The following is an 18655-nucleotide window of genomic DNA, read 5'->3' as shown; positions in this document are numbered from 1 at the left end:
GGGCGGTGACCGCCACATGGTGGCGGGCACCGCCCGGCCCCGACCCGGCTCTGCTCGCTCTTCCCGGCGCGGCCTGCCCAGCCGCCACGCCGCCCTTCTCGGTGCTGCCGGTGCTCCTGGCCCGCTACGGCGTGGCACGCTCCGCGTCGGCAGCGGCGACGAGATCACGGCACTGCAGCACGTCCTCGGCCATGCGCCGCAGCAGCGCATCGAGGGTGTCGAACTTCTCCTGGCCACGGATGTAGGCGAGGAAGTCGACGGCTGCGTGCAGGCCGTACAGTTCGAGGTCGACACGGTCGATCGCATACGCCTCGACGGTGCGGTCGACGCCGTCGAACTGCGGGTTCGTGCCGACCGAGATGGCGGCGGGCATCACCTCGCCGTCCGCCGTGAGCCAGCCCGCGTAGACGCCGTCGGCCGGGACAGCGGTATGGGGCAGCGTCTCCACATTGGCGGTCGGGAAACCCAGTTCCCGGCCCCGCTGGGCGCCGCGTACGACGATGCCCTCCACCCGGTGCGGGCGGCCCAGGATCTCGGCGGCGCCGCGCATCTCTCCGTCGGCGACGAGACGGCGGGCCAGGGTCGAGGAGAAGGGCTCCCCGGCTCCCGCCTCGCCTCTCTCGTAGAGATCGATGACCAGCACCTCGTAGTCGTAGGAGGCACCCAACTCGGCAAGTGTGTCGACGTTTCCGGCCGCGCGGTGTCCGAAACGGAAATTGGGGCCCTCGACCACGGAACACGCGTGCAGCTTGTCGACAAGAACCTTGGCGACGAAGTCGGCGGGCGAGAGCTTGGAGAACTCGGCGGTGAACGGCAGCACGAGGACTGCGTCCACTCCGAGACCGGCCATCAGTTCGGCGCGCCGGTGGTGCGGGGCGAGCAGCGGCGGATGGCTGCCGGGGCGCACCACCTCGCTCGGATGCGGCTCGAACGTCACCACCACTGCCGGTGCATCCAGCTCCCGGGCGCGCTGCACCGCCTTTCCGATGATCAACTGGTGCCCTCGGTGCACTCCGTCGTACGAGCCGATGGTGACGACGCTGCGTCCCCAGCCCTCGGGGATGTCCTCCAAACCACGCCAGCGCTGCACTCTGCCTGCTCCTCGCCGATACCTAGGTGACCATGCCGGTCCAAGGGTGCCATGGTCGTGAGCACCGTCCACACCAGACCCGGCATTACTCCGTACGGTGGGCGCAGTGCACAGGGCAGGCGGGCCGATGCGGCGACGGGCCATGGCGGCTGGGGCTACTGGCGCGGCTGGACGGCACGGCGCGGCGCGACGATGGAGCGGCGCGGCGATGGAGCGGATCAGGCTCCGGGGCTCTCCGTCGGCGCGGCACAGGTGTGCGGGGCGCTGGGCCCGACCAGTGCGGCCCACGCTTCGGGATCCGCCTGCGTCCACGAGTGCAGCCGGGTGGCGAACTCCGGCAGGTGGCGGGACAGCGCTATCAGCCGCTGGCCGAAGAGGGCAGCCCCCTCAGCGGTACGCCCCATCAGCAGGGCGAGATGACGCACCTGCTCCGCACCGTGCCGCAGGCCGCCGTGCCGCACGAACGCGTCCAGCACCGCGTCCAGCACCACCGGCTCGCTCTCACCTGCCAGCAACGCCGCCCGCAGCTCCTCTCCCGGCCTTCCCTCCGCGGCCCCCAGCACCCCGGCCAGCGGCACTCGCACAGAGGCGGGGCGGGCCCGCAGCAGCTCGTCGACCAGCGGACGGAGCACACTGTGCTCAGCGGTGCCCGCCGAGAGCCGGCGCCGCACAAAGGTGGCGACCGCCTCGCCCGTGGCCTGCGGCTCCAGCTCCGCGTATTCCCGCACCAGACCTGCCGCGCGCAGTACCGGGCCCGTGCCGCTCGCCTCCGCGAGTACGCGCAGTCCCTCGCGCGCCACTGCTCCCGGCTGCCGCAGGCGTACCCGGAACGCCGCGAGAACCGGCTCGGGATGAGTAGCCAGGGCGGTACCGAGCGCGCTCGCCAGTTCCGGCGAGCCGGACCAGGTGAAGTGTGCGAGAGCCTCGTCCAGGTGCCGCGCACGGCGGGCGGGATCCCGCACCAGCAGGGCCAGTGCGTGCCCGTGCAACGCGTGGTCGCCGGGCCGGCTCAGCAGCGCGAGGGCGGTGGTTCGCAGACGGTCCCGGTCCGCATCCGCCGTCGCGTACCGGGCCGTGCGGAGCCCGTAGACGGCGGCGGTGCGCCGACGCTCCGCACGAGGGTCGCGGGCCCAGCGGGCGACTGCCCGGCAGAGCGCGGACGGTTCGTCGTGGGCCAGTTCGGCGAGGAGCTCACCAGCGCGCGGATGGGTGGCGTCGGCCAGTGTCTCCAGCAGCACGGCGGCGTCCGGTGCACGATGGGTGTACAGCAGTGCCTGCGCGGCATCGGCGACGGTGGGCGGTCCGCCCACGGCGCCAGCACCGCCGCTGCGTACCGGCCCGACGGACGGCGGCGTACGGTCCCCTCGTAGGGCACGGACGTCGTCGAACCACGAACACAGCAGGGGCTGCACCGTGTGCGGTGCGGCGACGAGCAGTTCGCCGACGGCATCGAGGTACCGGCCGCGCCCGCCGACAGCGCCGCCGGGGGGAGGGTCAGCCGGGAGAAGACGGCGCAGCAGCTCAAGCCGCGCGGGGATGCTCAGTGACAGACTCAGCCAGAACGGCGGCCCGAAGCCGGGGCTGCCCCCCACCGCCACGATGTGCTCGGCCAGCGCTCGGAGTACATCCGCGTACGGCTCGGCATCGGGAACACGGGGCAACGTCACACCCAGCAGCCGCGCCGCCCACCATCCCCTCTCGGCCTGGGCGGAGGTGGCCTCCGACGGCGCGGGCGGCACTGCGGCTCGCAGCGCCGCCACCAGCTGATTCAGGCGGCGCGCAAGAGCGTCCGGGCCCTCCCTGTCGGCGCAGAGCAGCAGCGCCTGGACCACGGGACCGATGCGATGGCGCGGTACCGGGGCGTGTCCCGCTTCGTCAGAGCCCGAGCCGTCGCCCGAGTGGTGCACCAGGGCTGCGAGCGCGGTGTCCAACTGCAGATGTGTGCCCTGAAACCAGTCGGCGAACTCTTCGTCCTCGAAGCGGTAGCCGTCACCTGCGGGGGCGAACACTCCCTCAGCCAGCACCGCCTCGCACCAGCCGCCACCCCCGGGGAAGATCTGCTCGAAGGTCATCCGGTCCAGCTGACCCTGCCCCGGCCCCAGGCAGTGCCGGGCTGCCTCGTGCAACTGGCCCGCGACCCGTGCGGCGAGGCGGCGCACCGCGCCGCACGGGGGCGAAGGCCGGTCGGCCGCAGCGAGCCGAAGAGCAACCCTAAGAGCGACGAGGTCAAGGTATGCCGAGAAGATCTCGGGCCGGCCGGGCGCGTGGGCAGCGACAGGCCCGTCCTCTGGGTCCGGGGCCGCCTTCCGCGTCGCAGCGTCGGCGTTCGCAGCCTCGTCCTGCTCCGTCGTCGCGTCCGCCATCGGAACGTCCCGCTGCGCGCGCTTCACCTCCGCGAGCATCCGAAGCGCCAGGGGGTGCGCGGCGTCCGCCCAAGCGACGGCGCCGTCGCTCAGCCCGTGGCGTTCGCGCGCCCGGGCTGCCTGTTCGGGTGTCAGGTCGCCGACTCGTACGCAGGGCGGCGGGGACGGTTCACACGGCGGTGGTGACGCGCCGCCCGTGCCCCGCACCGTGGGCTGCCTCGCGGCTCCGCCGACGGCCGCTTCCCCACCGGGCAGGTACAGCGTTCCGGCGGGGAAGTTCACCGCTGCCTGTTCCCAGAATTCGGGCCGGCAGGCAAGGGCCAGCCGGGCGCCTGTGGCCCGCAGCCAGCCCGAGGTGCCCGTCGTCCAGCGGCACAGTTCACGCGCGAGGGGCGGCGGCATCTCCTCCGGCGCGTCGAGCACCACCAGCAGCGCCCGCCCCGCCTGCCGCGCCAGCCTGGCCACGCTGTCGGGATCGACCTCGCGGGGATCCCCGACGGTGGGCAGATCGCCCCACCGGCAGAAACCGGCCTCCGGTGCTATCCCACCCTGCACGGATGACGGGTCGCCTGATCCGGGAGCGTCCGCCGCCGGAGCGGCCCACGCATGGCCGACGGGGGGACCGCCAACGGCCATGCCCGTCCCCACGCAGGCGCCGGCCTGCGCCAGCACGACCCGCCCCGCACCCGAGAGCATCCGCGCCACCGCGGCACGCACGCTGTCGTCCCCCTCCCTCAGTTCCGCGCCCCGAAGCCAGATGGTCGGTGCCGGGGCGACGCCCTGGACCCGGCGGTCCGCGTACGCCGCCAGTTCCGTCGTACGGCCCGTGCCCGGTGCGCCGACGAGAGCGGTCACCAAGGCTTCGCTCGCCCCGAACCGCCGCAGCTCCTCCGCGATCTCGGGCCGGGCGACGAGCCGGCCCCCACCTCGCGGAGGCGTCCGCACCGGGACGGTGGTCAGCTGGAGCACACCCGCCAGGTTCAGATCGGGTCCGAACCCGGGGACCGTCGCGCCATTGCGTCTCAGCAGCCGCGCCACGGCGCCGTCACGGTGCGGCAGGCGGCCCGCCGTATGGGGCGGTACCGCGAACGCCGATCGGCGGCCGCGAGGTGCGTGCAGCGCCGTACCCAGCACGGCCAGCACCGAGCCGGTCGCCGCGTCCAGCACAGGAGTACCGGATGCGCGCCTGCTGAGCCGCAGTTGCGCGGCGACGGCTTCCGGAAATTCCAGTACGAGCACGCCATCCAGCGGGTGGTAACGCTCGGTGGAGGTATAGATGGCCGACGCGGTGCCCGCGATCCGCGCCTCGAGCCAGTGGCCGTCCCACAGCCGGACGGGCGTACCCTCGGGCGGCGTGCGATCGGCGCCGATCACCAGGGGCGGCAGGTCCAGGCCGCTGGTGCGTACCAGCGCGAGATTCCCGTCGGGGAGAGGCGTGATGTGCTCGGCTTCGACGAGACATGTCCGGCCGTGGGCCGCGTGCACGACAACCCGGCTCAGCCCGTCCACCGCTTCGTGACTGGTGACCAGAGTGCCGTGATCATCCGCCGTGAAGGCGGTGCCGCGCGGCCGTCCTGCCAGGTCGCAGACCCGCGCCAGCGCGGTCTCCGCGCTCACCGCAGCCATCGCCCGAACCCTCCCGTACACCCGCCGTGCTCCGACGGTAGGACGGAAATGATCAGCATGGACAGCCACAAGCCCAACGCGCCCCCTGCTGCGCCCTCACTTCGCTCCGAGCGCCCCGCCATTCGAGTGAATTTTGGGTGCCGAACGGATAGGGAGGCAGGGGGAAGGAGTGAACCTCGTGGCCCAGGACGCGATGGGGGCGGTATCTCACCACCCCCACCCCTCCCCGGCCGAGGCGGGACTCCCAGCCACCGACCACCGTCCGGGAGCCGCAGACGACTAACCGAAGACCGCGAGGCTCCTCGCCCGGCCCGCACGCGGCTCGACGAGTGCGACGAACCTGCCCTCCGGGCCGAAGGCCGCCACTGGCCCGCCAGGCGTCTCGGGCATCGGGATCTGCATGCCGTTGGCCAGCTGCCCAGCCTGCCGAGCGTCGACATCCCAGTGAGGGAAGGCCGCCGCCGCTGCTTCGCCCAGTGGCAGCAGAGGCACCTCGTCGGATTCGTCCCGTGCCGCCTGGAGCTGCTCCAGCGTGCGGGCGCCGTCCAAGCCGTAGGGGCCGACCCGGGTCCGCCGCAGCGCGGTGAGGTGCCCGCCGACGCCCAGACCGGCGCCCAGGTCACGGGCGAGGGCGCGAATGTACGTACCAGAGGAGCAGACGACCGAGACCAGCACGTCGACGACGAGCGTCCCGTCTGCCGCGTGCTCCTCGCGGACATCATGCACCGCGAACGCCGAGACCGACACCGGGCGGGCCGGGATCTCGAAATCCTCGCCCTCCCGCGCCCGCTTGTACGAACGTTTTCCATCGATCTTGATCGCGCTGACCTTGGACGGCACCTGCATCAGGTCGCCGGTCAGCGCCGAGATCCCGGCGTCGACCCCCTGCCGCGTCACGGCGGAGGCGTCCGTGGCCTCGATGATCTCGCCCTCTGCGTCATCCGTCAGCGTCGTCTGCCCAAGGCGTACCGTGCCGACGTACTCCTTCTCCGTCAGCGCCAGGTAGCCGAGGAGCTTGGTTGCCCGTTCGACGCCGAGCACCAGCACTCCGGTGGCCATCGGATCCAGCGTTCCCGCATGGCCTACCCGTCTCGTACGGGCGATGCCGCGCATCTTCGCGACGACGTCGTGCGACGTGAAGCCGGCGGGCTTGTCGACAAGGACAAGCCCGCCGGGCTCCTGCGAGTTCCCGCGCTTCACTCAGCCAGCCTCGTCCCGGGCATCGTCGGCGCCCGCGGTCCCGCCCGGAGCCTCGCCCGCCGCCTCGTCCTGACCCTCGTCCGGATCCTCGTCGGCAGGCTTTCGGTACGGGTCCGCGTCTCCGGCGTACGCCGCCCCGGACGACACCTTCCGTACCTCCTCGTCGGAGGCCCGCGCCCTTGCCAGAAGATCATCGATCGCCTTGGCGTTGTCGGGCAGCGCGTCCGCGACGAAGGTCAGCGTCGGGGTGAACTTCACCCCCGCCGCGGCGCCCACCGCCGAGCGGAGCACGCCCTTGGCGCTCTCCAGCCCCTGAGCGGCCTGCTCACGGGCCTCCTCGTCGCCGTACACCGTGTAGAAGACAGTCGCCTCCCGCAGGTCGCCGGTGATTCGCGTGTCCGTGATCGTCACATGCGAACCGATCCGCGGATCCTTCACGCCACGCTGCAGCTTCTGGGCGACCACCTCACGGATGAGGTCTGCCAACCTCTTCGCCCGCGCATTGTCGGCCACTGGTCCGTCTCCTTGCTATTCGTCTTCATCGCGGTGGAACCGCCGCCGCACGGACAGCAGCTCCACTTCCGGCCGGGCGGCGACCATGCGCTCGCACTCGTCCAGTACATCCCTCGCATGCGCCGCGTCGCCCGAAACGACCGCAAGGCCGATCCGGGACCGGCGGTGCAGATCCTGCTCACCGACCTCCGCGACACTCACCGCGTATTTGCGCTGAAGTTCGGCGACTATCGGGCGGATGACTGATCGCTTGTGCTTGAGCGAATGCACATCACCCAGCAACAGGTCAAAAGAAAGAGTCGCCACATACACCCGGCGATCGTACGCGTAATACCGGGGCCGATCGACGGAGTTTCCGCTCCATCGACCGGCCCCGGGTCGCTCACCGCCTTAAGGCCCGGGTGCGGCTGTCACAGCCGCACCCGGTCGCAGCATCGCAGCGTCAGCTGCGCGGCTTCTCCCGCATCTCGTAGGTGGCGATGACGTCATCGATCTTGATGTCGTTGTAGCTGCCGAGGTTGATACCGCCCTCGAAGCCCTCACGAATCTCGGTGACGTCGTCCTTGAAGCGACGCAGACCCTCGATGTTGAGGCTCTCCGCGACGACCTTGCCGTCGCGCAGCAGTCGCGCCTTGGTGTTCCGCTTGACCTCGCCGGAGCGGACGAGGACACCCGCGATGTTGCCGAGCTTGGACGAGCGGAAGACCTCGCGGATCTCCGCGGTGCCGAGCTCGATCTCCTCGTACACCGGCTTGAGCATGCCCTTGAGGGCCGCCTCGATCTCCTCGATGACCTGGTAGATCACCGAGTAGTAGCGGACATCCACACCCTCGCGGTCGGCCATCTGCGTGGCACGCCCCTCGGCGCGCACGTTGAAGCCGATGACGATGGCGTCCGAGCCGGTCGCCAGGTCGATGTCGGTCTCGGTGACCGCACCCACACCACGGTGCAGGACACGCAGGTCGACCTCTTCGCCGACGTCCAGCTGGAGCAGCGAGGACTCCAGGGCCTCAACCGAACCAGAGGCATCGCCCTTGATGATGAGGTTGAGCTGCTGCACCTGACCGGCCTTGAGCACCTTGTCCAGGTCCTCCAGGGAAACCCGGCGGGTCCGCTTGGCGAAGGCCGCGTTGCGCTCGCGCGCCGCGCGCTTCTCGGCGATCTGACGGGCCGTACGGTCCTCGTCGACGACCAGGAAGTTGTCGCCCGCACCCGGCACGTTGGTGAGACCCAGCACCAGGACAGGGGACGAGGGAGTAGCTTCCTTGATCTGTTCGCCCTTGTCGTCGAGCATCGCGCGCACCCGGCCGTAGGCGTCGCCCACGACCATGGTGTCGCCGACCCGCAGCGTGCCGCGCTGGACCAGGACCGTCGCCACGGCGCCGCGGCCGCGGTCGAGGTGGGCCTCGATGGCGATGCCCTGTGCGTCCTGCTCCGGGTTGGCCCGCAGGTCGAGCGCGGCGTCCGCGGTCAGAACCACGGCCTCCAGCAGCTCTTCGATATTCTCGCCCTGCTTGGCGGAGATGTCGACGAACATGGTCTCGCCGCCGTACTCCTCGGCGACCAGGCCGTACTCGGTCAGCTGACCGCGCACCTTGGTCGGGTCCGCACCCTCGACGTCGATCTTGTTGACCGCGACGACGATCGGCACCTCGGCCGCCTTGGCGTGGTTCAGCGCCTCGACCGTCTGCGGCATGACGCCGTCGTTGGCCGCCACCACGAGGATCGCGATGTCGGTCGACTTGGCGCCACGGGCACGCATGGCCGTGAAGGCCTCGTGACCGGGGGTGTCGATGAAGGTGAGCTTGCGCTCGGAACCGTTGACCTCGGTCTTGGCCTGGTACGCACCGATGTGCTGGGTGATGCCGCCGGCTTCGCCCTCGATGACGTTGGTCTTGCGGATCGCGTCCAGCAGACGCGTCTTGCCGTGGTCGACGTGACCCATGACGGTGACCACCGGCGGACGCGGCACGAGTGCCTGCTCACCGCCCTCGTCCTCGCCGAACTCGATGTCGAAGGAACCGAGAAGCTCGCGGTCCTCCTCCTCCGGGCTGACGATCTGGACGAGGTAGTTCATCTCCTCACCGAGGAGATGCAGCGTCTCGTCAGGCACGGACTGGGTCGCGGTGACCATCTCGCCCAGGTTGAACATCACCTGGACCAGCGACGCCGGGTTGGCGTTGATCTTCTCCGCGAAGTCCGTGAGCGAAGCGCCACGCGAGAGCCGGACGGTCTCGCCCTTGCCGCGCGGCAGCATCACACCGCCGACGGACGGCGCCTGCATCTGCTCGTACTCCTGGCGCCGCTGCCGCTTCGACTTGCGGCCACGACGGGCCGGACCGCCGGGACGGCCGAAGGCGCCCTGAGTGCCACCGCGGGCACCGGGGCCGCCGGGGCGACCGCCGAAGCCGGGACGCCCGCCGCCACCGCCACCGGGACGACCGGCGAAGCCGCCACCGCCACCGGGACGACCAGCACCGGGACCGCCGGGACGACCGGCGAAGCCACCGCCGCCGCCACCGGGACGACCGCCGCCGGCACCGCCGGGACGGCCACCCGCGCCGGCGCCGCCGGCACCAGGTCCGCTACGGCCGGGGCCGGGACGGGGACCAGCAGCGGGACGCTGCGGCATCATCCCTGGGTTCGGGCGGTTGCCGCCGCCGGGGCGCGGACCTGCCTGGCCGGCACCCGCGCTTTGCGGACGCGGCATGTTGCCCGGAGTTGCCCGGCCGCCGGCGGGTGCCTGCGGACGGGGACCGGCCGGTCCCTGACCCTGGCCACCCTGGCCCTGACCGGAGGCCGGCGGACGGCCACCGGGCTTCGGAGCACCGCCGGAACGGGGCGCCTGCGGGCGCGCCATACCGGTGGAGCCGCCGGAGGTGAAGGGGTTGTTACCCGGACGCGGGCCGGACGGACGGCCGCCGGGCTTCGCTCCCGCCTGGCCACCACCCTGACCGCCCTGACCTGGCCTGGCACCCTGAGCGGGCTTCGGTGCACCCGGCTTCGGGGCGCCCGGCCGCGCGGGGGCCGCGGGGGTTGCCGGTGCGGCGGGCGGCGCGGTGAACTCCGGCTTCGCCGGGGCTGCGGGCTGAACCGGGGCCGGCTTGGGTGCCGGCGGCTTCGGGCCTGGCTTCGGCCCCGCCGCGGCGGGCTTGGCGGTCTCCTCGGCCGGTGCAACAGGCGTCTCGGCCGCTGCGGCGGGCGTCTCAGCCGCTGCGGGCTTGGGCGCCGTCTGACCCGGCTTCGGGGTAACAGGCCGGGGGGCGCCAGGCTTGGGGGCCGCGCCCGGCTTGGGCGCCGCGGGCTTCGCGGCGGACTTCTTGGCGCCGCCGCCGTCGAAGGCGTCGGACAGTTTGCGTACTACAGGCGCCTCAATCGTCGAGGACGCCGAACGGACGAATTCACCTAGTTCTTGGAGCTTGGCCATGACGACCTTGCTTTCCACTCCAAGCTCCTTGGCGAGCTCGTATACCCGGACCTTAGCCACTTCGCTCCTTATACGGTCCGGGGTGGGTGTCCGCCGGACCTTCGCTACTTATGCATGGGCGTACTCATCGCGTACTCATCGAGTGCTGCTCATCGCAATCTCGACCTACTTCCGACTCGCGAGGTACCTGACCCGCGCGGGGCTCCGCGCGGGCTGTCCTACGGTGTTGCCAGCGGTGTGGTCCGCAGTTCCGCGGTATCGAGCGGACCCGGGGCCCGGAAGGCCCGCTGGAACGCCCGGCGGCGGACCGCCAGATCGACACACTCCTGTACAGGATGCACGTAGGCACCCCGGCCGGGCAGCGTACCGCGAAGATCGGGGACACAGCGTTCCCCCATCAACACCACACGCAGCAGGTCGCCCTTCCCTGAGTGCTTCCTGCAGCCCACGCAAGTCCGCTGAGGGCATGCATGGACTCGCGTCCGGCCAGACACTGTGAAGTCTACCTCCCCGCGACACCTCACTCCTGCAGGGGTGAGGCGCACTGGCTGAATCAAGCCTGCTCGGCGGCCTGCCCCTGGTCACGGACGGCATCCGATTCGCTACCGGGTGGCGTATCCGGACGGATATCGATCCGCCAACCAGTCAACCTGGCCGCGAGACGAGCGTTCTGCCCTTCTTTCCCGATGGCCAGCGACAGCTGGTAGTCGGGCACGATCACCCGCGCCGAACGGGCCGCGAGATCGACGATCTCGACCTTGCTCACCCGGGCCGGTGACAGAGCGTTCGCCACCAGATCGGCCGCGTCGTCGGACCAGTCGACGATATCGATCTTCTCACCGTGCAGCTCCGCCATCACGTTCCGCACCCGGCCGCCCATAGGGCCGATACAAGCTCCCTTGGCATTCAGCCCGGAACGTGTCGACCGCACCGCGATCTTCGTACGGTGCCCCGCTTCGCGAGCGATGGCCGAGATCTCCACCGAGCCGTCCGCGATCTCGGGGACCTCGAGCTCGAAGAGCTTCTTGACCAGATTCGGATGGGTACGCGAGAGAGTCACCGAGGGGCCCCGCATGCCCTTGGCCACCCGCACCACATAGGCACGCAGCCTGGTCCCGTGCGCGTAATCCTCACCGGGCACCTGCTCCTGGGGCGGCAGGATCGCCTCCAGCTTGCCGATGTCCACCAGCACGCTCCGGGGATCCCTGCCCTGCTGCACGACGCCCGCGACCACATCGCCCTCACGGCCCGCGTACTCGCCGAAGGTGATCTCCTCCTCGGCGTCCCGCAGCCGCTGCAGGATTACCTGCTTGGCCGTGGTCGCGGCGATCCGGCCGAAGCCGGTGGGCGTGTCGTCGAACTCGCGGGGCTCGGCGCCCTCCGCAAGCTCCTCGGGGCTCTCCTTGGCCCAGACCGTCACATGCCCGGACTTGCGGTCCAGTTCCACCCGGGCGTTCCGGCGGCTTCCCTCGCTGCGGTGATACGCGATGAGCAGGGCCGACTCGATCGCCTCCACCAGCAGCTCGAAGGAGACTTCCTTTTCCCGGACGAGTCCCCGCAGGGCACTCATGTCGATGTCCACGGCTACGCCTCCTCCTCGTTCTTTTCGTCGGCGGCCGCGGACGAATGGTCTGCAGTGTGCTCGGCGGCCTTGCGGTTGAACTCGATCTCTACCCGCGCCGTTTCGATCGCGTCGAAGGCGAGGCGGCGCCGGGTGGGTTTACGCCCCTTGACTCCCGGCACTTCCAGATCGACACCCTCGTCGTCCACGGCGATGATCCGGGCGACCAGCTCATCGCCGTCATGCGATTGCACCTTGATCAGCCGGTCGACGGCGCGGTCGTAGTGGCGCCGGGTGGTCAGCTGGCGTTCTGCACCGGGTGAGGTCACCTCGAGGACGTACGGGGCTCCGCCCATCACGTCCGAGTCATCCAGCAGCTCGGACAGCTCACGGCTCAGCTCCGCGCAGGTGTCGAGCTGGACCCCGTCGTCCGAGTCGACGACGACGCGGAGCACCCGCCGCTTCCCGGCGGGGGTCACGGTGATCTCTTCGAGATCCAGCCCTCTGCCACCGACGAGTGGTTCCAGCAGTCCGCGAAGCCTCTCGCTCTGGGTCGTGCTCATCCGGGTGACTCCTCGGCCGCGTGTGCTGTTGTAGGGGAACGTCACGTGTCGGGACCAAAGCCTATCGCCTGCGACGGGCCTCGCCGACCGCGCGGCTGCCGGGCATGGGCGCGTGCCGTCGGGCCTCCGACGCGCTCGCAGCACCGTACGGGGCGAAGCGGAGAGAGTGGCGGGGCCCTTCGCACCGGGCCTCCAGCCGCCAGCCGCCCGGCACTGGGCCGTTGCGCCGCTGGAGTGCGCCGCGGGCGCGCCGCAGGGATCCGGGCGGCTAAGCCGGAAATCACACAGGTACTCTCACCTGGCGCGATCACCGTCGCGCGCCGGCCCGCGGACCTGCCGGATCCCTGCCCTGTCCGTCGGGCACCGCGCGCCGGCACCGCCGGCTCTCCCCGTCAGGGGACGCACCATGCCCAGGGAGTGCACCATGCCGCTCACCCCGACGAGCGGGGACTCGGGACCCCGCAGAAGGTCACTGCTGGCCGGTGCCCTGTACGCCGTCGGCGGCACGGGGTTGCTGAGTGGCTGTACCGGCGGCGGGGCGGACTCAGGGCCGGAGCTCGCCCCGGAGGCCCGGAGAGTGCTGCGGACGGCGGCTGGGGACAGCACGGAGCTGCTCGCGCGCTACGACGGGACCGCCACCGCCCACCCCGGCCTCGCTGAGCGCCTCAAGCCGCTGCGCGGTGAGGTCGCCCGCCACCTTGACGAGCTGATCGGTGCAACGTGGGAACGGGAGCCCACCGAGGGCGGAAAGGGGAAGAGCGGCAAAAAGAAGGACGGTCCGTCGGCGGTTCCTGCCGACGAGAGGGGAGCGCTCGCGGCCCTCGCCGACGCGGAGCGCCGTACCGCGGAGGACCGTACCCGCGCGCTGGCCGACGTCCCGCCCGAACTCGCCCGCCTGCTCGCCTCCGTGGCGGCGTCCGGCGCGGCACACGCCTATCTCCTGACGGAGGGTGACAGATGACGACCGGAGAACTGGCCGCCGCGCAGGCGGCTCTGGCAGCGGAACACGCCCTCGTCTACGGCTACGGAGTCGTCGGGGGCCGGATAGCGGACGGTCGTCAGGACGAGGCCCGTGCGGCGTACGAGGCGCACCGTGCACGTCGGGACATTCTGCGGCGAACGGTGCGCGATCTGGGCGGCGAGCCCGAACCCGCCGCAGCAGCGTACGCGCTGCCGTTCGCCGTACCCGACAGCCCTTCGGCGGTGCGGCTGGCCGCGGAGCTGGAGGATCGCGTCGCCGCCGTGTACGCCGACCTCGTGCGCTCCAGCGAGGGCGCGCGGCGGCGGGAGGCAGCGGGTGCCTTGCGTGAGGCAGCTATCCGCGCGGTCCGGTGGCGCGGCACCGGCGTACCCTTCCCGGGACTCCCCGAACGCGCCGCATCAGCATCTCGCAACCCTTCGGCCTCGCCGAACGAGGAGACCCGCGATCTCTGACCGGCTGCCAGGCCCGCGGCACAGCCCGGGCCCAGCGGCCAGTCGGTCCCGAAGGCCGTCCGTCTCCCTCCGCATCCGCCATCCGCCCGCTCAGCTCCCGCCAGTTCCCGGCCCGTCCGGAAAGGCTCTGCCCTGCAAATGCCCCCCGTTCTCCCCCTCGACCCCCCGCAACGGCTCGTACACTCCCTGGAGGGCCGCCCCAACGGCGCCGCCGCCGCTGACTGGCTCACCGCCCTCCCTCGGCTCCTGGAGCAGATGCTGGAGGAGTGGGACCTGACGGCGGAGCGGGTGGTGTCACCCGGGGGGCGCAGCTCCCTGATCGTCCTGGTACGACTGCCGGACGGCACGCCGGGCACGCTCAAGCTGACGGCGCCCGGCAGTTCGGCGACGCTGGAGCAGGCGGCCCTCGCCCACTGGGACGGCTGGGGCGCGGTCCGCGTGCTGCGCTCCCGTACCTGCGACGGCGCACTGTTGCTGGAGCGACTGCACGGCGAGGTCTCGCTGCGCTCGCTGCCCGAAACGCAGGCGATGCTGGAGGCCGCCTCGGCCGTACGTCGGCTGTGGGTCGCCCCGCCGGAGGGCCATGGATTCGGGACCGTCGAGAAGCACACGGCCGCCGCGGCCGACACACTGCTGGCCCAAGCGCCAGCCGAGGTGGCCCCGCTGGTGGACGAGGCGCTCGCGCTGCGAGCGTCCCTGGTGGCCGGCGCACCCGAGGCCGTGCTGCTGCACGGCGACTTCCGGCAGGGTGCGGTGCTGGCCGCCGGTGGCGAGCGTGCGCAATGGCTGGCAGTAGGCCCGGAGCCGCTGATCGGTGAGCGGGCGTTCGACCTGGCACGGCTGGTGCGGGACCGGCTGCACGATCTACTGGCCTCGGCGGGCGCACCGGCGGTCACCCGGCGCCGTATCCACCGCCTCGCGGATTCGCTCGAGGTCGACCGTGAACGGTTGCGAGGCTGGACGCTTTACCGCGCGGTCGAATCGGGCGTGCGCAATCTTTCCCGGGGCAGTCGTGCGGACGGCGAAGCCCTGCTGGAGTTCGCGGGCTGGGTCTGACGGCAGATGGCGCCGTGCGGCCAGGCCACAGCGACGGGCACCACCGCACAGCGGTACGGCGAGCGACCGGGCATCGCCTCGACCGCTCGCCGTCCTCTTACCAGCCTCAGACCGCCTCGGCCAGGCGGGCGACCGCCTCGGCCACCGGCAGTTCCTCCCGCTCCCCCGTACGCCGGTCCTTCAGCTCGACCAAGCCGTCCTTGGCCCCTCGGCCGACGATCAGGATCGTCGGCACGCCGATGAGTTCCGCGTCCGTGAACTTGACCCCGGGTGAGACTCCCGCGCGGTCATCCACCAGGACCCGTACCCCGGCGGCCCCGAGCTGCTCGGCGGTTTCCAGTGCCAGCTCCGTCTGGGCGGCTTTGCCCGCCGCCACGACATGTACGTCCGCTGGTGCCACCTCACGGGGCCAGCACAGCCCCTGTCCGTCCGCCGTCTGCTCTGCCAGCGCCGCGACTGCGCGCGTGACGCCCACCCCGTACGAGCCCATGGTGACGCGTACGGGCTTGCCGTTCTGGCCCAGCACATCGAAGTTGAAGGCGTCCGTGTACTTCCGGCCGAGCTGGAAGATATGGCCGATCTCGATCGCCCGCCCCAGCTCGATCCCGGCCCCGCAGTTGGGGCACGGATCGCCGGGCTCGACGACGACCACGTCCAGATAGCGGTCGACCTCGAAGTCGCGCCCGCACACGACGTCGCGTGCGTGAACGCCGGGCTTGTTCGCGCCGGTGATCCACGCCGTGCCCGGTGCGATCCGGGGGTCGGCGAGGTACCGGAACGCCTTGCCCGCCATACCGCCCTGCGGGCCGACGTACCCCCGTACGAGGTCCGGGCGGTCGGTGAAGTCCTCGGCGGTCACCAGCTCGACGACCGCCGGTGCCAGGTGCTCGGCGAGCTTGCCCAGATCGACCTCGCGGTCACCGGGGACAGCGACTGCGGTGATCTCGCCGTCGACCTTCACCAGCAGGTTCTTGAGCGTGGCGGAAGGCGGGACGTCCAGGAACGCGGCGAGCGACTCGATGGTCGGGGTGTCCGGGGTGTCCAGCTCCTGGACCGCGGCGTGCGCGGAGCCGTCCACAGGCTGCACGGGCAAGGTGACGGCTTCCGTGTTGGCGGCGTAGTCGCAGGCCGGGCAGTCGACGAAGGTGTCCTCGCCCGCAGCGGCGGGTGCCAGGAACTCCTCGGACGCGGAGCCGCCCATGGCCCCGGAGACCGCGGAGACGATGCGGTAGTCGAGCCCGAGGCGCTCGAAGATCCGCTGGTACGCGGCGCGGTGCAGGGCATACGACTCGGCGAGAGCCTCGTCGGTCGCGTCGAACGAGTAGGAGTCCTTCATGGTGAACTCTCGGCCCCGCAGGATCCCGGAGCGCGGGCGTGCCTCGTCCCGGTACTTCGTCTGGATCTGGTAGACGCGGACCGGCAGGTCCTTGTAGGAGCTGCACTGGTCCTGAACGACCTGGGTGAAGATCTCCTCGTGCGTGGGGCCGAGCAGATATTCGCCGCCCTTGCGGTCCCGGAGCCGGAAGAGCTGCTCGCCGTACTCCGTGTACCGCCCGGTTACCTCGTAGGGCTCCTTCGGCAGGAGCGCCGGGAGCAGCACCTCCTGGCCGCCGATCGCGTCCATCTCCTCGCGCACGATGCGGGTGACGTTCTCCAGCACCTGCTTGCCGATGGGGAGCCAAGCCCAGATCCCCGCAGCTGTACGGCGAACGTAGGCGGCACGTACCAGCAGTTTGTGGCTGAGCGTCTCGGCGTCAGCCGGGTCGTCGCGCAGCGTCTTCAGCATCGACTGGGACATGCGCTGGACACGGGCTGCCATGGGGATCTCCTGCTGACGGTTTGTGGTGAGGTCAGGAGGTTATCCGGTGGTGCGGGCAGTCACGAAACGAGTTCCGCGCTCTCACCGCCTGTACAGCGGCAGCCACGCGCCCATCACCACATAGGGGCTGGTGGCGGAGGGGAAGCGTACCCGGCGGGCAAGATCACGATAACCGAGCGACCGGTAGAGCGCGCGTGCGGGGCTTTCGGTGTCGATCGCGGAGAGCAGCGAGCGCGGCTCGGCCGCTCCGTCGGTGAGCCGGGTGATCAGCTCCCGTCCGATGCCGCGGTTCTGGAAGGCGGGGTGCACATGCAGCTCGGTGATGACGAAAGACTCGCTGAGCCAGACGTCGTTGCCCTCCTGCCGGAGGTAGGGATGGACGACGGTGGACCACCACTGGGTGCGGTCGTTGGACATCCCGTAGCCGAATCCGACCAGCCTTCCCTCCTCGGTGGTGGCCCCGAGCGCCCGCGCGGACGGCGCTGCGGCGTGCCGGAGCACGATGTGCCGGCGCACGCTGATCTCGTCATCGGTAAGACCGAAGGCGATGGCCTGTACGGCCAGCGCGTCGTCCACCCGTGCGGCGAGGTCGAGCGGCTCGATGGACACGTCCCGGGGGTCCGGGGCGTACTCCCCGGGAGAATGCTGCATGGCGGGGAGGCTACTAGTGCGGTGACCGGGACGGATTACCGGGAAGCCCGCGGCGTTCGGCGCCAGGTCCTCACCGCCGCAGGCAGGGGGCAACTCGCAGGCGGAGGATCGCCTGCGGGGCGTCCGTCTCCGCGTCTGCGTCTGCGTCTGCGTCTGCGTCTGCTCAGAACAGCACGCTCATGAACGCGCCGCTCTCCTGGAAGCCGACGCGCCGGTACGAGGCCCGCGCGGCGGCGTTGAAGTCGTTCACGTAGAGGCTGACGACCGGTGAGACCTCGGTGAGCGCATAGCGGAGCACCGCGGCCATCCCGGTCTCGGAAAGGCCTTGACCGCGGCGTTCGGGGGTGACCCAGACTCCTTGGATCTGGCATGCGTGCGCCGTCGCGGCGCCGATCTCGGCCTTGAAGACGACCCGGCCGTTCTCGACCCGGGCAAAGGAGCGTCCGGAACCGACGAGTTCGGCGACCCTCGACTGGTAGATCAGACCTCCGTCACCCGCCATCGGCGAGATCCCGACCTCCTCGGTGAACATGGCCACGCACGCGGGCAGGATGAGGTCCATCTCGTCCTTGCGTATCCGCCGGACGAGGGGATCGGCCGGAATGTCCAGGGGGACCGCTTCTGTCACCATGAGCGGCTGGTACGGGCGCACATCGCGCGCGGGGCCCCAATGCGGCTCGAGCGCGGACCAGAGCGCAGCGGTGGGCCGGGCGGGGCCCACGATGGAAGAACAGCGGCGCCCCTGGCGCAGGGCCCGGTCGGCGAAGCACCTTATGGCCTCCGGGCCGGCGCACAGCGGGACGAGATTGGCGCCCGCGTAGCAAAGCGATTCCAGCCGCCCCTGCTGGTACCAGCCCCACATCTCACCGCCGAGCCGCCAGGGATCGAGGCCGGAGGCCTGCACTCGGGCGGTCACGAACGCGTTGTTCACGGGTTCACGGCGCAGGAGCGCGAGGGTCTCGTCGAGCTCGCTGGGCTCGAGGACCTTCAGGGTGGTGGTCGTCAACACGTGCTGGCTGCCTCGCCGTGCTGCTCGTGGGCGTAGGAACGATCTCCCCGCACTGTACCTCCGGGGCGGGCGGCCAGCCTTCCGGCCCTCTGCCCCCGCCTGCCCGCCCCGTGCCGACGCCGACGCCGCCCGGCCCGATGGTCAGCCGACGGCGGAGGGCTCCGGCTCGCCTGCCGCTGTGACGACCGGTGTGCCGGAGGCGATGCCGTCCTTCTCCATCTGTTCGGCGATCTTCATGGCCTCCTCGATCAGGGTCTCCACGATCTTCGACTCCGGCACCGTCTTGATCACCTCACCCTTCACGAAGATCTGACCCTTGCCATTACCCGAGGCCACACCCAGA

Annotated in this window: 15 protein-coding genes and 1 pseudogene; 3 read left to right on the top strand and 13 right to left on the bottom strand. The window is 71.2% G+C overall.

What is annotated here, in order from left to right; genetic code table 11:
- Window positions 1–124 precede the first annotated feature (124 nt).
- From LHJ74_RS33890 to rimP, 9 genes are all read right to left on the bottom strand, one after another.
- Window positions 125–1090: a bifunctional riboflavin kinase/FAD synthetase gene (locus tag LHJ74_RS33890; RefSeq protein WP_260222204.1), complete on the bottom strand. Its 966-nt coding sequence runs from the start codon at window positions 1088–1090 to the stop codon at window positions 125–127.
- Window positions 1091–1308: 218 nt separating this feature from the next.
- Complete coding sequence (locus LHJ74_RS33885) at window positions 1309–5079, bottom strand: trypsin-like peptidase domain-containing protein (protein WP_260222203.1); 3771 nt, start codon at window positions 5077–5079, stop codon at window positions 1309–1311.
- A gap of 279 nt (window positions 5080–5358) precedes the next feature.
- The gene (truB, locus tag LHJ74_RS33880) at window positions 5359–6279 is read right to left on the bottom strand and encodes a tRNA pseudouridine(55) synthase TruB (RefSeq protein ID WP_260222202.1); all 921 of its coding nucleotides are present in this window, start codon (window positions 6277–6279) and stop codon (window positions 5359–5361) included.
- A complete protein-coding gene (gene rbfA, locus LHJ74_RS33875) occupies window positions 6280–6792 on the bottom strand; it encodes a 30S ribosome-binding factor RbfA (protein ID WP_260222201.1) in 513 nt (170 codons plus the stop codon). It abuts the gene before it with no gap.
- Window positions 6793–6807: 15 nt separating this feature from the next.
- Window positions 6808–7104 carry a DUF503 domain-containing protein gene (locus LHJ74_RS33870; RefSeq protein WP_260222200.1) on the bottom strand — a complete coding sequence of 99 codons (297 nt, stop codon included), beginning with the start codon at window positions 7102–7104 and terminating at the stop codon, window positions 6808–6810.
- A 130-nt stretch (window positions 7105–7234) separates the two neighbouring features.
- Window positions 7235–10279 carry a translation initiation factor IF-2 gene (gene infB / locus LHJ74_RS33865; RefSeq protein ID WP_260222199.1) on the bottom strand — a complete coding sequence of 1015 codons (3045 nt, stop codon included), beginning with the start codon at window positions 10277–10279 and terminating at the stop codon, window positions 7235–7237.
- A 158-nt stretch (window positions 10280–10437) separates the two neighbouring features.
- On the bottom strand, window positions 10438–10713 hold the full coding sequence (locus tag LHJ74_RS33860; RefSeq protein WP_260222198.1) for a YlxR family protein: 276 nt from the start codon (window positions 10711–10713) through the stop codon (window positions 10438–10440).
- Window positions 10714–10772: 59 nt separating this feature from the next.
- Entirely contained in the window at window positions 10773–11801 is a 1029-nt protein-coding gene (gene nusA / locus LHJ74_RS33855; RefSeq protein ID WP_260222197.1) for a transcription termination factor NusA, read from the bottom strand.
- Window positions 11802–11803: 2 nt separating this feature from the next.
- Entirely contained in the window at window positions 11804–12343 is a 540-nt protein-coding gene (gene rimP, locus LHJ74_RS33850) for a ribosome maturation factor RimP (protein ID WP_260222196.1), read from the bottom strand.
- Window positions 12344–12767: 424 nt separating this feature from the next.
- On the opposite strand from rimP, the gene LHJ74_RS33845 reads away from it, so the two are divergent.
- The 3 genes from LHJ74_RS33845 (at window position 12768) to LHJ74_RS33835 (ending at window position 14833) form a co-directional block, all read left to right on the top strand.
- Window positions 12768–13304, top strand: a complete 537-nt coding sequence (locus tag LHJ74_RS33845; RefSeq protein ID WP_260222195.1) for a hypothetical protein — start codon at window positions 12768–12770, stop codon at window positions 13302–13304.
- Window positions 13301–13777 (top strand): ferritin-like domain-containing protein, encoded by a 477-nt coding sequence (locus tag LHJ74_RS33840; protein WP_260222194.1) that lies wholly within the window; start codon window positions 13301–13303, stop codon window positions 13775–13777. The genes LHJ74_RS33845 and LHJ74_RS33840 overlap by 4 nt, the downstream gene beginning before the upstream one ends.
- Window positions 13778–13915: 138 nt before the next feature.
- Window positions 13916–14833 carry an aminoglycoside phosphotransferase family protein gene (locus LHJ74_RS33835; RefSeq protein WP_260222193.1) on the top strand — a complete coding sequence of 306 codons (918 nt, stop codon included), beginning with the start codon at window positions 13916–13918 and terminating at the stop codon, window positions 14831–14833.
- 106 nt (window positions 14834–14939) lie between these two features.
- On the opposite strand, the gene LHJ74_RS33830 is transcribed toward LHJ74_RS33835, so the two are convergent.
- From LHJ74_RS33830 to LHJ74_RS33815, 4 genes and pseudogenes are all read right to left on the bottom strand, one after another.
- Entirely contained in the window at window positions 14940–16652 is a 1713-nt protein-coding gene (locus tag LHJ74_RS33830; RefSeq protein ID WP_260222192.1) for a proline--tRNA ligase, read from the bottom strand.
- Between the two features lie 81 nt (window positions 16653–16733).
- Entirely contained in the window at window positions 16734–17303 is a 570-nt protein-coding gene (locus LHJ74_RS33825) for a GNAT family N-acetyltransferase (protein WP_260222191.1), read from the bottom strand.
- Window positions 17304–17466: 163 nt separating this feature from the next.
- On the bottom strand, window positions 17467–18312 hold the full coding sequence (locus LHJ74_RS33820; protein WP_260222190.1) for a GNAT family N-acetyltransferase: 846 nt from the start codon (window positions 18310–18312) through the stop codon (window positions 17467–17469).
- 141 nt (window positions 18313–18453) lie between these two features.
- Window positions 18454–18655: pseudogene (locus LHJ74_RS33815) on the bottom strand (flavodoxin-dependent (E)-4-hydroxy-3-methylbut-2-enyl-diphosphate synthase); the annotation flags it as partial.

This window comes from Streptomyces gossypii, assembly GCF_025165795.1.
Lineage (GTDB): Bacteria > Actinomycetota > Actinomycetes > Streptomycetales > Streptomycetaceae > Streptomyces > Streptomyces gossypii.
Note: the sequence above shows the minus strand (reverse complement) of the source record. Positions and strands in the feature narration are given on the sequence as shown.

Coding starts and splice junctions, on each gene's coding strand:
- LHJ74_RS33885 (WP_260222203.1), bottom strand. CDS start 5,079: ATGGCTGCGGTGAGCGCGGAGACCGCGCTGGCGCGGGTCTGCGACCTG.
- rimP (WP_260222196.1), bottom strand. CDS start 12,343: ATGAGCACGACCCAGAGCGAGAGGCTTCGCGGACTGCTGGAACCACTC.
- LHJ74_RS33845 (WP_260222195.1), top strand. CDS start 12,768: ATGCCGCTCACCCCGACGAGCGGGGACTCGGGACCCCGCAGAAGGTCA.
- LHJ74_RS33840 (WP_260222194.1), top strand. CDS start 13,301: ATGACGACCGGAGAACTGGCCGCCGCGCAGGCGGCTCTGGCAGCGGAA.
- LHJ74_RS33835 (WP_260222193.1), top strand. CDS start 13,916: ATGCCCCCCGTTCTCCCCCTCGACCCCCCGCAACGGCTCGTACACTCC.
- LHJ74_RS33830 (WP_260222192.1), bottom strand. CDS start 16,652: ATGGCAGCCCGTGTCCAGCGCATGTCCCAGTCGATGCTGAAGACGCTG.
- LHJ74_RS33825 (WP_260222191.1), bottom strand. CDS start 17,303: ATGCAGCATTCTCCCGGGGAGTACGCCCCGGACCCCCGGGACGTGTCC.